This is a genomic window from Pseudomonas sp. NPDC087612, from assembly GCF_044743505.1.
Lineage (GTDB): Bacteria > Pseudomonadota > Gammaproteobacteria > Pseudomonadales > Pseudomonadaceae > Aquipseudomonas.
In genome coordinates this window covers 107,684-120,733 of record NZ_JBIUWO010000013.1, presented here as the reverse complement: position 1 = coordinate 120,733, position 13,050 = coordinate 107,684, and the positions used below count along the sequence as shown (strand labels likewise).

11 protein-coding genes are annotated in these 13,050 nt (G+C 62.9%); 3 read left to right on the top strand and 8 right to left on the bottom strand.

The window, feature by feature from the left end:
- Window positions 1-77: 77 nt before the first annotated feature.
- The 3 genes from ACIOVF_RS24570 to ACIOVF_RS24560 form a co-directional block, all read right to left on the bottom strand.
- Complete coding sequence (locus ACIOVF_RS24570) at window positions 78-731, bottom strand: DUF2589 domain-containing protein (RefSeq protein WP_045201381.1); 654 nt, start codon at window positions 729-731, stop codon at window positions 78-80.
- Between the two features lie 81 nt (window positions 732-812).
- Window positions 813-1,193 carry a Mor transcription activator family protein gene (locus ACIOVF_RS24565; RefSeq protein WP_045201382.1) on the bottom strand — a complete coding sequence of 127 codons (381 nt, stop codon included), beginning with the start codon at window positions 1,191-1,193 and terminating at the stop codon, window positions 813-815.
- A gap of 299 nt (window positions 1,194-1,492) precedes the next feature.
- Window positions 1,493-1,954, bottom strand: coding sequence for a hypothetical protein (locus ACIOVF_RS24560; protein WP_230090834.1), 462 nt, complete (start codon window positions 1,952-1,954; stop codon window positions 1,493-1,495).
- Window positions 1,955-2,112: 158 nt separating this feature from the next.
- Between ACIOVF_RS24560 and ACIOVF_RS24555 the strand changes: the two genes are divergently transcribed.
- Window positions 2,113-2,301, top strand: a complete 189-nt coding sequence (locus ACIOVF_RS24555; RefSeq protein ID WP_093384931.1) for a hypothetical protein — start codon at window positions 2,113-2,115, stop codon at window positions 2,299-2,301.
- 37 nt (window positions 2,302-2,338) lie between these two features.
- Here the strand turns inward: ACIOVF_RS24555 and ACIOVF_RS24550 are convergent, their stop codons facing one another.
- The gene (locus ACIOVF_RS24550) at window positions 2,339-2,725 is read right to left on the bottom strand and encodes a fe2+ zn2+ uptake regulation protein (protein WP_045201383.1); all 387 of its coding nucleotides are present in this window, start codon (window positions 2,723-2,725) and stop codon (window positions 2,339-2,341) included.
- 243 nt (window positions 2,726-2,968) lie between these two features.
- Between ACIOVF_RS24550 and ACIOVF_RS24545 the strand changes: the two genes are divergently transcribed.
- Window positions 2,969-5,260, top strand: a complete 2,292-nt coding sequence (locus tag ACIOVF_RS24545; RefSeq protein WP_401293156.1) for an acylase — start codon at window positions 2,969-2,971, stop codon at window positions 5,258-5,260.
- Between the two features lies 1 nt (window position 5,261).
- Here the strand turns inward: ACIOVF_RS24545 and yegQ are convergent, their stop codons facing one another.
- Entirely contained in the window at window positions 5,262-6,581 is a 1,320-nt protein-coding gene (yegQ, locus tag ACIOVF_RS24540; RefSeq protein WP_213601888.1) for a tRNA 5-hydroxyuridine modification protein YegQ, read from the bottom strand.
- A gap of 122 nt (window positions 6,582-6,703) precedes the next feature.
- Between yegQ and ACIOVF_RS24535 the strand changes: the two genes are divergently transcribed.
- The gene (locus ACIOVF_RS24535) at window positions 6,704-7,768 is read left to right on the top strand and encodes an AI-2E family transporter (RefSeq protein ID WP_045201386.1); all 1,065 of its coding nucleotides are present in this window, start codon (window positions 6,704-6,706) and stop codon (window positions 7,766-7,768) included.
- Here the strand turns inward: ACIOVF_RS24535 and ACIOVF_RS24530 are convergent.
- From ACIOVF_RS24530 to nuoM, 3 genes are all read right to left on the bottom strand, one after another.
- Window positions 7,765-9,819 (bottom strand): TonB-dependent receptor family protein, encoded by a 2,055-nt coding sequence (locus ACIOVF_RS24530; protein ID WP_401293151.1) that lies wholly within the window; start codon window positions 9,817-9,819, stop codon window positions 7,765-7,767. The two genes, ACIOVF_RS24535 and ACIOVF_RS24530, sit on opposite strands and share 4 nt — an antisense overlap.
- Before the next feature lie 210 nt (window positions 9,820-10,029).
- Window positions 10,030-11,499 carry an NADH-quinone oxidoreductase subunit NuoN gene (nuoN, locus tag ACIOVF_RS24525; protein ID WP_045201388.1) on the bottom strand — a complete coding sequence of 490 codons (1,470 nt, stop codon included), beginning with the start codon at window positions 11,497-11,499 and terminating at the stop codon, window positions 10,030-10,032.
- Window positions 11,500-11,506: 7 nt separating this feature from the next.
- A complete protein-coding gene (nuoM, locus tag ACIOVF_RS24520; protein WP_045201389.1) occupies window positions 11,507-13,039 on the bottom strand; it encodes an NADH-quinone oxidoreductase subunit M in 1,533 nt (510 codons plus the stop codon).
- Between the last annotated feature and the right edge of the window lie 11 nt (window positions 13,040-13,050).

Genomic DNA, 13,050 nt, shown 5'->3' with positions numbered 1-13,050 from the left:
CAATCGTTCCCACTCCTTGTGCTCGTCAGCAGGCCTCTCGAGCATGAGAGGCCTGGGTTTTTATTTATGCTGCACGATCAGATGGCTGTTTCTTTGCGGCTTTCCTGTTCGTCAGGCATCGGCAGTGCCGAAACCGGCATCGCATCGAGGTTTTGCGCGGTGGCATCGGCCATGACCACAGGCTTGGTCGCAGCGTCGGTGAGAAAGTCGATGACCCGCATCAGCGCCTCGGGTGGGTCCTGGCGGCGTACCTTGGTGTTGAAGGCGTAACGTGCACGGGTATCGGTTTTGCGCGTTTGAGTGGATTTGTGGCTGACCTGGCCTTTGACATTGAGCCTGAATTTGCCCCAGCCCAGCGACGCGCCGAAACTTGCCTCTTTGCCGCTCTCTTCGGTGCTCTCGGCTTGCTGGCTGATGGTCAGTTCGAATTCGATGTTGCCTTCTTCGATGACGATGTTGGGGTGAGTGACCGCTGCCAGCAGCGGGATCTGCATCTTCTTCGAGACAGTTCCCTTGTACACCCCTTGTTCATCGGTGATGGTTTCGTCGTAGTCGAATTGAATGGCGACGGCTTTGCCATTCTGGATGCACACGCCCATAAGAAAGTCGGCGTAGGACTTGCTTGCCGAAATCTGTGCCTGGATCATCGCCTGCAGAGGTCCCGAGATCATCCGGTCCAGTGGCAAGGCGTTCATTACCGAGCCGATCAGGCCATTGTCGATTGTTGCCATCAGAGATTTCCTTGTCTTGATTGCACATCATTGTGCGGGGTTGCCTTGAATGCCGGAGTTATCGGCTCAAGTCGATGACGCTTAGCGCGGGCAGGGTTCCTGGCGACGGATATTGCCGATCTGGCGCAGGCTCAAGCCGTACTTGTTGGCGAGCATGCTGCGTGACAGACCGTCGGCGCTTTCCTGCTGGATTTGCTGGTTGCGCAGCTGGCGCAGAAAATGGTCAACCTTGGGGATCTCCAGGGCCATGCCGGCGAAGCGCTTGATCAGCGCATCCAGCGCCGGCGCCGGGAGAATTTCCGCCAGTGCGGTGCGTTCGCGGTGCTTGGGGATGTACTTGGGGCGCCCGCCAAAGGCGCAGGTCAGGTTGTAGGCATTCTCGATGCCCAGGCATTCGATCAGCATCTGCAGCGAGTGGGGCAGTTGTTCGATATCGATACGGTTCAGGTCGCTCAGTTCCATGGTGACTTCCTTGTAGGCGATAGTTCGGCACCTTGATGATCCGTGCCAGGCAGCTAGGGCCATTGCAGGCAGCGTCAATGCGACAAATCGCATCTGTCTGTCGTGGCTTGAGCTGGATTCTCGGCTACTGGACGGAAGGCGGGCTAGGCAGCAAGTGGGGCGGCAAGGGAGGGCTTTATGTACGCTTTCTGTAGGACGAACCATGCCGATGGGTGGGAAATGAATTGCGACGTAAGCGCAACGCCTTGATTACCGGGTGCCATGGCGATGGTGACCTTCCTAGGTTGAGCCACCCATGCTTACTCGCAAGGGCGTGCCAGCAACAGGCTGACCTGGCCCAGGTAGGGGGTTGGATGGCTGACGCCCTGTTCGGGGAAACTGCGCCAGTCGACCCACACGCACAGGGCGGTCAACGCCTGCGTGCCAGCCTTGCCGATGACCCTGGGGTGAAAGTCGCGGCGATAGCGCACCTGCGTCTGCTTCAACGGTCGTGCCTGATCGGCGCTGGCCAGGGTGCTGGCTACCAGTGCCGGAATTTGTGCCTGGGGCACATCGAAATGCTCGGTGTGCGGGTTGCTGTGCAGATGCCCGGCCTGTCGGCTGCGTTGCCAGAGTTGTTGCCACTGGCTACTGCCGGCGCTGTGCGCCAATTGTGCAGCCAGTTCCAGCAGCAAAGCCTGAGGTTGGGATTCGGTGGGCAGGGCATGGGCATTGAGGGGGCCGAGCAGCGCCAGGCTGAGCAGCAGGGTTCGCATCGACATGGTGATCCTTGCGTTGGTCTGGGCAGTCGTCCGGGAAGCCATGTTGGCAATGCTGCGGGGCGGGCAGAAGCGGGAAATAGTCCGCTGCCTGCGGGTGACGTTGTATCATGCGCTCGGCCCGCTTCGGGGCTTTTCGCCGATGTCGCAAGGAACTACCCATGACTCAAGGTCAACGCCTGAAATACTCCATCCTGATCTCCCTGCTGGTGCTGGGGATCATGCTCGGACTGTCCTACCTGCAAAAGCAGGGCACCATCAGCGAGCAAGTGTTCCAGTACATCGCCATTGCCGTGGCGGTGGTTGTGGTGGTGGTCAACGGCATCATGCGCCGCAAGGTCAAGCCCTGAGGCGGTAAGCGCGGCCGGCTGCGCGCCGGCCGGTCGCTCAACGGCAGGTGGCTTGCTCCAGTACTGCGCGGGCCTGGGGGTTGAGGCTGTAGCACTTGTCGTTGCCCAGACTGATCACGCCTTCGGCGCACAAACGCTTGAGCACTTCGCGAACGCTGAGGAACGACAGCGGAATATCCAGCTGTTCGAGCTGGCTGTGGACCCCGCGCACGCCGATACTGCGGCCATCGCGATCGGCCATGTGCAGGGCATCGATGACCTTCAGGCGGATCAGGCTGGTACGCAGGCCAAAGGCCTTGAGCAGCTCGCGGATGTGTTCATTGCCAGGGCGCTCGTGCTCGCCGGCTTCGGTTCTTGCAGTCACCGGTTGGCTCTTTGTGCGTCCAGGGCCAGCGGTTAGCGCTGGCTGTGGCTGGTTGTACATGTGAATGCTCCATTTCTTGGCCTGTCCAGGTAAGCAAAAGTGTTTGCCTACACCTATAAGACGAATGAGCGCGGCAAAACTGCAGTACCTGATGAAAAAAATCTTCAGCCTCACCCTCTAAAGACGTATTGAGCGGCGCAAACCGGTAAATTTATTTGGCGTATTTCGTTCAGTCAGGACGACCTTTCCCCTGATTGAGCTGGAGTGCGCGTGATCAAGCCCTTTCCCTTAGCGACCCTTTGTATGGCCGGGCTGCTTGCCGGCCTGAGCCTGTCCGTCCAGGCGCGCGTGGCGCCGGGTGATGCCAGCGCTGAAATCCGCCGCAGCAGTTACGGCGTGCCGCACATCCTGGCCAGGGACGAGCAGGGCTTGGGGTACGGTATCGGCTATGCCTATGCACAAGACAACCTGTGCCTGCTGGCTAACGAGGTGGTCACCGTCAATGGCGAGCGTTCGCGTTACTTCGGGCCAGAACAGCGCACCTTCGAGCAGCGCGAAAACCTGCCCAGCGACCTGTTTTTCAATTGGCTGAATACGCCAACGGCGGTGTTCGGCTTCTGGCAGGCACAACCGCCGGCCATGCGTGCACGGCTCGAAGGCTATGCCAAGGGCTACAACCGCGCGCTGGCCGAGTTCAAGGCCCAGGGGCAGGGCGTGCAGTGCCTGCAGGCCGAATGGCTACGGCCGATCACCACCCTCGACCTGGTCAAGCTGACTCGCCGCTTGCTGGTCGAAGGCGGTGTCGGCCAGTTCGCCGAAGCACTGGCCGGGGCCACACCGCCGAATGTCGTCGCCCAGTTGCGCCCCGACCTGCGTATCGCCCAGTTGCGCCAGGAGCAGTTTGCTGTCGAGCGCGGCAGCAATGCCGTGGCCATCGGTGCCGAGCGCTCATTCAACGGTCGCGGCATGCTCCTGGCCAACCCGCACTTTCCCTGGGCCGGCGGCATGCGCTTTTATCAGATGCAGCTGACCCTGCCGGGCAAACTGGATGCCATGGGCGCGGCCCTGCCGGGCTTGCCGCTGATCAACATCGGCTTCAACCAGCACCTGGCCTGGACCCACACGGTCGACACCTCCAAGCACTTCACCCTGTACCGGCTGGAGCTCGACCCCAAGGACCCGACCCGCTACCTGCTCGACGGCAAGTCGCAGGCCTTGACCCAGCAGCGCCTGAACGTGACGGTCAAGGGCGCGGACGGCCAGCTCAAGCCGCTGACCCGTGAGGTCTACAGCTCGGTATTCGGCCCGATCGTGCAATGGCCGGGGCGCCTGGACTGGAACAAGCAGTACGCCTTCAGCCTGCGTGATGCCAACCTCGAAAACACCCGGGTGCTGGCGCAGTGGGATGCGATGAACCGCGCCGACAGCCTGAAAAGCCTGCAAGCTTCGGTGCAGCGCCTGCAGGGCATTCCCTGGGTCAATACCCTGGCGGTGGACGCCAAGGGTCAGGCGCTGTACTTGAATCAGTCGGTGGTGCCGTACGTCGATGCCGCCTTGCTGGCCAGCTGCAGCGACCCGGCCGCCGGGCAGGAGATGATCGTGCTCGACGGTTCGCGCAGTGCCTGCAACTGGAAGGTCGACCCGCGGGCCGCCCAGGCAGGCATCTTCCCCGCGCAACTGCTACCGAGCCTGAGCCGCAAGGACTTCGTCCAGCATTCCAACGACTCGGCCTGGATGGTCAACCCGGCCACACCGTTGCAGGGCTATTCGCCGCTGGTCAGCCGCGAAGACCAACCCTTGGGCCCGCGCAGCCGCTTTGCCCTGCAGCGCCTGGCGAGCCTGAGCGAGAAGGGCAAGATCAGCCCGGCGGACCTGCAGCAGATGGTCATGGACAACCAGGTGTATGTCGCCGAGCTGGTCATGCCCGACCTGCTCAACTGGTGCGCCGCGCAAGCGGCAGATGCCAAGCTCGGCGCGCTGTGTACCAGCCTCAAGGCCTGGGACCTGCGCGCCAACCTCGACAGTGGCCTTGGCCTGGTGCATTTCCAGAACATCTTGCAGGCCTTGCAGGGGCGCAAGGACATCTGGCGTGTTGGTTTCGACGCCGCCGATCCGCAACACACGCCGCGCGGGCTGGCCGTTGATCGCGCCGAGGTGGCCAGCGCCTTGCGTGAGGCAGCCCTGGCTTCAGTTGCGCAGGTAAGCAAGGCCGGTTTCGCCGAGGACGCGCGCTGGGGGCAGATCCAGCAGGCTGCCGATGGCACGCCGATCCACGGTGGGCCGGCAAGCCTTGGCGTGTACAACGCAATCCAGAGCGTACCGGTCGCCGCCGACAAGCGCCTGGTAGTCAGCGGTACCAGCTACCTGCAGCTGGTGACCTTCGATGACCAGGGCCCGCATGCGCTGGGGATGCTGGCGTTCTCCGAGTCCAGCGAAGCGGGTTCGGCCCATGCCAGCGACCAGACCCGCGCGTTCTCGGCCAAACAGTGGCAGGTGATTCCGTTCACCGAGGCGCAGATCAAGGCCGATCCGCAGTACCGCTTGCAAGTGATTCGCGAGGTTGAAGGCGCGACGGTGGCCACGTCCGCGCCTTGATTCAGTCAACCAGATCCCTGAGCAGCAAACCGAAGGCCAGGTCTACCTGCTCGGGGATCGGTAAATACACCGTGTGCCCATCCCCCGGTGCTACCTCGATTTCGTCACCCTGGCGATTGCGCAACTGATGCAAGTCGAAGTGGTAATTGCCCTTGGGTGTCATCAGTTCCAGGTGATCACCCACAGCAAAACGGTTCTTCACCCGCACTTCAGCCAGGCCATTGACCCGCTCGCCGCTCAGTTCGCCGACAAACTGCTGGCGTTCGGACACCGAGTTGCCGCGCTGGTAGTTCTGATATTCGTCATGCACGTGCCGGCGCAGGAAGCCCTCGGTATAGCCGCGCTGGGCCAGTGACTCGAGGTTGAGCATCAGGTTGCGATCGAACTCACGCCCGGCTGCCGCGTCATCGATGGCCTGGCGATACACCTGGGCAGTGCGCGCGCAGTAGAAGTGCGACTTGGTCCGGCCCTCGATCTTCAGCGAATGCACGCCCATGCGCGTCAGCCGTTCGACATGCTGCACCGCGCGCAGGTCCTTGGCGTTCATGATGTAGGTGCCGTGCTCGTCTTCGAACGCCGGCATGTCTTCGCCCGGGCGGTTGCTTTCCTGCAGCACGAACACCTGCTCGGTCGGCGCGCCGAGGCCCAGGGTCGGCTGCACTTCGCGAACGATTTCACCGGTGACATTCTCGCTGGCCGCGGTGGCTGTGTATTGCCAGCGGCAGGCGTTGGTGCAACTGCCCTGGTTGGCATCGCGGCGGTTCAGATAACCCGACAGCAGGCAGCGACCGGAGTAGGCCATGCACAGCGCGCCGTGGACGAACACTTCCAGTTCCATCTGCGGCACCTGCTGGCGAATCTCCTCGATCTCTTCCAGCGACAGCTCGCGCGACAGGATTACCCGGGTCAGACCCTGGCTGCGCCAGAACTCGACGCTGGCCCAGTTCACCGTGTTGGCCTGCACCGAGAGGTGAATCGGCATCTGCGGGAAGTGCTGGCGCACCAGCATGATCAGCCCCGGGTCGGACATGATCAGTGCATCCGGGGCCATTTCGATCACTGGCGCCAGGTCCTTGAGGAAGGTCTTGAGCTTGGCGTTGTGCGGGGCAATGTTGACCACCACGTAGAAGCGCTTGCCCTGGGCCTGGGCTTCCTTGATGCCCAAGGCAAGGTTGGCGTGGTCGAATTCGTTGTTGCGCACACGCAGGCTGTAGCGCGGCTGCCCGGCATACACGGCATCGGCGCCGTAGGCGAAGGCATAGCGCATGTTCTTCAGTGAGCCGGCGGGGGCGAGCAGTTCGGGTTTGGCGAGAAGGGTCATGATCGGGTCGCGGCAAAAGGCGCGGATGCTACGCCGGCTGCAGCTAGTGTTTATTGATCTGCATCAACGGCACTTTTGGCAATGCCCGGCGCACTAATGAATAGAACGCACAAGGAGCGCACATGAACGAAACCGTCATGCAACACAAGGCGTTACTGGCACTGCTGGTGCTGGTGACCATCGCTTTCATCTGGATTCTCCTGCCGTTCTATGGCGCGGTGTTCTGGGCGGTGATCCTCGGTATCGTCTTCGCCCCGCTGCAGCGCCGCCTGCTGGCGCGCCTGGGCTGGCGGCGCAACCTGGCGGCCGGGTTGACCCTGTTCATCTGCCTGGTCATCGCAATTTTGCCGGTGATCATCATCAGTACCCTGCTGGTGCAGGAGGGCGCGGCGCTGTACAAGAACATTGAAAGCGGCGAGCTGGACCTGGCCGGCTACCTCGAGCGCTTCAAGAACATCCTCCCGGCCTTTGTGCAGAATTTCCTCGAGCGCATGGGCATGGGCGACCTGGCCGGCTTGCGCGATAAAATCACCAAGGGCGCCATGCAAGGCAGCCAGTTCTTCGCCACTCAGGCTTTCAGCTTCGGCCAGGGGACTTTCGATTTTCTGGTGAGCTTCGGCATCATGCTTTACCTGCTGTATTTCTTCCTGCGTGACGGCGCCGAGCTGGTGCGCAAGATCCGCACCGCGGTGCCGCTGGCCGAACAGCAAAAGCGCCGTCTGCAACTGAAGTTCAACCGCGTGGTACGCGCCACGGTCAAGGGCAACCTGCTGGTGGCGGTGACCCAGGGCGCCCTGGGCGGGATCATCTTCTGGATTCTCGACATCCCCAGCGCCTTGGTCTGGGGCGTGCTGATGGCTTTTCTGTCACTGTTGCCGGCAGTGGGCGCAGGGATCGTCTGGGCGCCGGTGGCGGTGTACTTCGTCGCCACCGGCGCCTTCTGGCAAGGCGCGGTGCTGGCCGCCTTCGGCGTGTTCGTTATCGGCCTGGTGGACAACGTGCTGCGCCCGATCCTGGTGGGCAAGGACACCAAGATGCCCGATTACCTGATCCTGGTCTCGACCCTTGGTGGCCTGGCAGTGTTCGGCCTCAACGGTTTTGTCATCGGCCCGCTGATCGCCGCGCTGTTCATGTCCAGCTGGGCGATCTTCGTCTCGACCAAACCGCAGGTGCAATTGCCCAGTTAACGGAAGCTGTAGGACACCCCGGTATAGACCCCGAAGCCTTCGCCCGGGGTCGAGCGGGCAATGTCGGTACCGTTGTCGTTGTAGCCGGGGGTGACGGTGGCGGCATAGCGTTTGTTGGTCAGGTTGCGCAGGTCGAGCCAGGCTTGCCAGTCCTGTTTCGGCGAGTTGTAGCCCAGGGTGGCGCCGAGAATGGCATAGGCGTCGGTCGGGTAGCTGTTGGCGTAGTCGACCTGGACCTTGGAGGCCATCTGCGTGTTGATCCCTGCAAACAGGCCGCTGGGCAGGTCGAAGCGCAATTCGGCCTGGTAGTAGTGCATGGGGATGCCCGGCAGGCGGTTGTCGCCGAAGGTATCGTCGTCGCGGTAGTGGAAGTCGCTGAAGGTGTAGGCCTGGCGCAGGCTCAGCTTGCCGACCCCGGCGCGCTGCCACAGCAGGCTGTCAAGGCCGGCCTCGATGCCCTGGTGCACGGTCGGGCTGGCGTTGAACTCCTTGGCGGGCTGGCCTGGCACGATCTCCACCGCCAGCAGCTCATGGCGTACGTCCGAGTAATACCAGGCCAGGTCCCAGCGGCCGATGGCCGACTCGCCGCGGGCCCCCAGCTCCAGGGTAGTGGCGGTCTGGTTGTGCATTTCAATCGGTTGCGTGTTGCTGGTCGAGCTCCAGATCAGCGACCACGGGTGCGGCGGCTCCACCGAACGGCTGAGGTTGCCATAGACCTGCAACTGCGGGCTGATGTCGTAGCGCAGGCCCAGGCGCGGGGCGTAGTCCCAATCGCTCTGGCTGACCTTGCCGCCATTGTCGGGGTAGGTCACCGCGCTCTCGCGGCGGGTGTAGATCGCCGCCAGGCCACTGGTCAGCCACAGGTCGGGGATCAGTTCCAGTTCGTTGCCGACATGCAGGACAGTGTCCGAGCCCTGGTAGGTGAAGTCCCGGGTTTTCGCCCCGAATACGCCATTGGCCCGCGCGTATTGCGAAGCGCCGCTGTTGGGCAAGTGCTTGGTGGTGCGCCAGCCGACGGTGGTTTTACTTTCGTGGCCGAACAGCGTGTGGCGGCGCTGATAATTCAGGGTGCCGCTGACGTCGGTGTAGGCGACCTTCAGGCGCATCGGACCTTCGCGCAGGTCCATCGGATAATCGTGATAGACCAGGCCTGCTTCGAGCTGCGAGTCATCATCGAGATAGAAGGTGGTCTTGTTGCCCAGCCAGGTGCTGCCCGGCTGCGGACGGCTGTCGTCGCGGCTCAGGTAGGCCGGGTTGGCCCCGCGCGGATCATGCTTGATCTGCTCCTGGGTCAAGCGCCCGGCCAGGTCATTCTCGGTCTCTCGATAACGCAGGTAGAAGCGGGTCTCCAGGTTCGGATTGAAGCGGTAGCCGACATTGGCGGCGATGCCCTTGCTGCTGCCGCTGCTGTGCCGCTGGTAGCCGTCGTATTCCGAGTCGGTCAGCGCCACGTAGTAGTCCAGGTCGCCCAGGACCTGGCCGGAGCTGATCTGGCGTTTGGCATAGCCGCGACTGCCGAGCTCGTAGCGCAGTTGCAGCGGTGCGGCGTCGCGGCCGGTGTGGGTGATGTAGTCGATAGCGCCGCCCAGCGCCAACGCGCCGCGGTCGAAGCCGTTGGCACCGCGCAGCACTTCGGCGCGGCTCAGCCACAGTGGTTCGAACAGTTCATAGGGCGTGCCGCCCGGGCCGGTCAGCGGCAGGCCGTCGAACATCGTGTACACACCCGAGCCGTGAGCGCCGGGGGCGCGGTTGATACCCGAACCCCGGATCGACAGCTTGATGCCGTCGTTGCCTGCCGACTGGGCGAACACCCCGGGCTGGTAGGCGAGCACATCCTGGTTGCTGGCGACCCGGCCTTGCTCCACCCGTTGCATGTCGATCAGGTTGCTGGCGCCGGGCACCTGCTGCAGGCGTTCGCGAGCATCTTGCAGTTCGCTCTGCTCCTGTTCCTGGATCAGCACCTGGCCGAGTTCGATGCTATCGCTGGCCTGCACCGACGCGGCACAGGAGATCAGCAAGGCGAGGGAGGAGCGGGGTAGGGTGGGACGCATCGATGGGGTTCCAGGACTGAGAGCGGGTATCTGACGTCGCAACTATCAGACGAAGCACAGTCGCCGATCTGTACCGGCCCCATCGCTGGCAAGCCAGCTCCCACAGGATCATCACCAAATCCTGTGGGAGCTGGCTTGCCAGCGATGGTTGCAGAGCAGCCCAAAACAAAACACCCCGCCGAAGCGGGGTGTTTATCAGTGCCTGATCGATCAACCGATCAGTTGCAGGCCTGCATGCTGGACCATGTCCAGCAACGGCTGCGGGTACACGCCCAGGACGAAGGCGAGGATGGCGATGGCCAGCAGCATCACGCCGCCGGTGCGCTGTTCCCAATTCAGCGGGGCGTCGTGGCGACGCAGGTTTGGCTCGATCAGGTACAGGGTGACCATCACGCGCAGGTAGTAGAACACGCCGATGGCACTACCGATCACCAGGGCTCCGACCAGCCACCACAGCTGCGACTCGACGCCGGTAGCGATGATGTAGAACTTGCCGATGAAGCCTGCGGTCAGCGGGATACCGGCCAGCGACAGCATCATCACGGTCAGCACCGCGGTCAGGTACGGACGGCGCCAGAACAGGCCGCGGTACTCGTACAGGGCGTCGGCGTCACGACCGTTGTATGGCGAGGACATCAGGGTGATGACGCCGAAGGCACCGAGGCTGGTGATCACGTAGGTGACCAGGTACACGCCGATGGCTTCGACCGCCAGGCCCTTGCTCGCCACCAGGGCGATCAGCAGGTAACCGAAGTGGGCGATCGAGGAGTAACCGAGCAGGCGCTTGAGGTTGCTCTGGGTCAGCGCCAGCAGGTTACCGATCAGGATCGAGGCCACGGCGATCACCGACAGCACGGTGGTCAATACGCCGCTGCTGGCCGCAGGGGAGATCATGAACAGGCGTACGACGACGGCGAACACCGCGACCTTGCTGGCGGTGGCCAGGAAGGCGGCGACCGGTGCCGGAGCACCTTCGTAGACGTCCGGGGTCCACAGGTGGAACGGCACCAGCGACAGTTTGAACGCCAGGCCGACCAGCATCATGCCCAGGCCCAGCTGGGCGATCATGCTTGGCATGCTGGTGGCCGCCAGGGCCTTGCCAATGCCGTCGAAGCTCAGGCTGCCAGCGTCGGCATACAACAGCGCCATGCCGAACAGCAAGAAGGCGGAACCTGCGGCCGAGAGCACCATGTACTTGATGCCGGCTTCCAGCGAACGCTTGTTGAAGAAGGCATAGGCGACCAGGCCATAGACCGGTACCGAGAGCAGCTCAAGGCCGATGAACAGGCCAGCCAGGTGCTGCGCGCTGACCAGTACCAGACCGCCCAGGGCGGACATCAGGATCAGCAGGTACAGCTCTTCGCGGTTGCCCGGGTAGCCTTTGCCGCCATCACCCAGGTAGGCGTGGGCGAGGGTGACGCAAGCCAGGGTGGCAACCAGGATCAGCGCCATGTACAGGCAGGCGAAGTTGTCGATGGTCAGCAGCGGGGTGACCGCCAGGGGCGCAACCTTCAGCGCCGGGATGATCGACAGCAGGGCCAGGTTCAGGCCCACGGTCGACAGCAGGAAGGTTTGCGAGTGGTTGCGCCGCCAGGCGATCGCCAGCATCACCACGACCGTGGTGATGGTGGTGATCAGCAGCGGCGCAAGCGCGATAAAGTGTTGAATCGTCAGGTCCATAGCGCTCTTACCGGGCCGAAGCGAGTTGAGTGAAAGCGGAACCCAGCCACTGCTGTACACCACTCATGGTGGCGGCAGAAGTGTCCAGGAACGGCTGTGGGTAGACGCCCAGCAGGATCAGCAGGCCAGCCAGGCCCAGCACCATGATCAGTTCGCGGGTGTCCATGCCAGCCAGGACTTCATCGGATTTGGCCGGGCCGAAGTAGGCGCGGTGAATCATGATCAGCGAGTACACCGAACCGAACACCAGGCCGGAAGTAGCGATCACGGTGACCCACGGCGAAGCGACGAAGCTGCCGATCAGGATCAGGAATTCGCCAACGAAGTTACCGGTGCCTGGCAGGCCCAGGGAGGCGGCGGCGAAGAACAGGCTGATGGCCGGCAGGTAGGCAATGCGGTGCCACAGACCGCCCATCTGACGCATGTCACGGGTATGCAGGCGCTCGTACAGCTGGCCACTGAGAATAAACAGTGCCGCTGCCGACAGGCCGTGAGCCAGCATCTGGATCACCGCGCCTTGCAGGGCCTGCTGGCTGCCGGAGTAGATACCGATCAGCACGAAGCCCATGTGCGAAACGCTGGAGAAGGCGATCAGGCGCTTGATGTCGGTCTGGGCGAAAGCCAGGAAGGCACCATAGAAAATCCCGATCAGACCCAGGGTCATGGCAATCGGCGCAAACTCGGCCGAAGCGTTCGGGAACAGCGGCAGGGCGAAACGCAGCAGGCCGTAGGCCGCAGTCTTCAGCAAGATACCGGCGAGGTCGACGGAACCTGCGGTCGGTGCCTGGGCGTGAGCGTCAGGCAGCCAGGAGTGGAACGGCACAACCGGCAGCTTGACCGCGAAGGCGATGAAGAAGCCGAGCATCAGCAGGTACTCGGTGCCCGCCGGCAGGTCGGCCTTGAGCAACTGGGTGTAATCGAAGGTGATCACACCGGTGTTGCTGTAGTTGACCAGTACCAGACCAAGGATCGCCACCAGCATGATCAGGCCGCTGGCCTGGGTGAAGATGAAGAACTTGGTGGCGGCGTAGATCCGGGTCTTCTTGCCATCCGAGGAGCTGTGACCCCAGAGCGCGATGAGGAAATACATCGGCACCAGCATCATTTCCCAGAAGAAGAAGAACAGGAACAGGTCCAGGGCCAGGAACACACCGACCACGCCGCCCAGGATCCACATCAGGTTGAGGTGGAAGAAGCCGACGTGGCGAGTGATCTCTTTCCACGAGCACAGTACCGAGAGCACACCGAGCAGGCCGGTGAGCAGGATCATCAGCAGCGACAGGCCATCGAGGGCCAGGTGCAGGCTGATGCCGAAGCGTTCGATCCACAGCACTTTGAATTCGAACGCCCACTCGGGCGCGGCGCCCGGTGCAGGGGCCAGGGTGTAGTCCCCGTTGGCCCACAGCCAGAGGCCGATACCAAGCAGCAGGGACATGGTCAGCAGCGCAATCCAGCGCGGCAGGGTGGCGCCGAAGCGCTCACCCAGCCAGCACAGCAGGCCGCCGATGAAGGGGATCAGGATCAGCCAAGGCAAAATCATGACGGGCTCAA

Coding starts and splice junctions, on each gene's coding strand:
- ACIOVF_RS24570 (WP_045201381.1), bottom strand. CDS start 731: ATGGCAACAATCGACAATGGCCTGATCGGCTCGGTAATGAACGCCTTG.
- ACIOVF_RS24565 (WP_045201382.1), bottom strand. CDS start 1,193: ATGGAACTGAGCGACCTGAACCGTATCGATATCGAACAACTGCCCCAC.
- ACIOVF_RS24560 (WP_230090834.1), bottom strand. CDS start 1,954: ATGTCGATGCGAACCCTGCTGCTCAGCCTGGCGCTGCTCGGCCCCCTC.
- ACIOVF_RS24555 (WP_093384931.1), top strand. CDS start 2,113: ATGACTCAAGGTCAACGCCTGAAATACTCCATCCTGATCTCCCTGCTG.
- ACIOVF_RS24550 (WP_045201383.1), bottom strand. CDS start 2,725: ATGTACAACCAGCCACAGCCAGCGCTAACCGCTGGCCCTGGACGCACA.
- ACIOVF_RS24545 (WP_401293156.1), top strand. CDS start 2,969: ATGGCCGGGCTGCTTGCCGGCCTGAGCCTGTCCGTCCAGGCGCGCGTG.
- yegQ (WP_213601888.1), bottom strand. CDS start 6,581: ATGACCCTTCTCGCCAAACCCGAACTGCTCGCCCCCGCCGGCTCACTG.
- ACIOVF_RS24535 (WP_045201386.1), top strand. CDS start 6,704: ATGAACGAAACCGTCATGCAACACAAGGCGTTACTGGCACTGCTGGTG.
- ACIOVF_RS24530 (WP_401293151.1), bottom strand. CDS start 9,819: ATGCGTCCCACCCTACCCCGCTCCTCCCTCGCCTTGCTGATCTCCTGT.
- nuoN (WP_045201388.1), bottom strand. CDS start 11,499: ATGGACCTGACGATTCAACACTTTATCGCGCTTGCGCCGCTGCTGATC.
- nuoM (WP_045201389.1), bottom strand. CDS start 13,039: ATGATTTTGCCTTGGCTGATCCTGATCCCCTTCATCGGCGGCCTGCTG.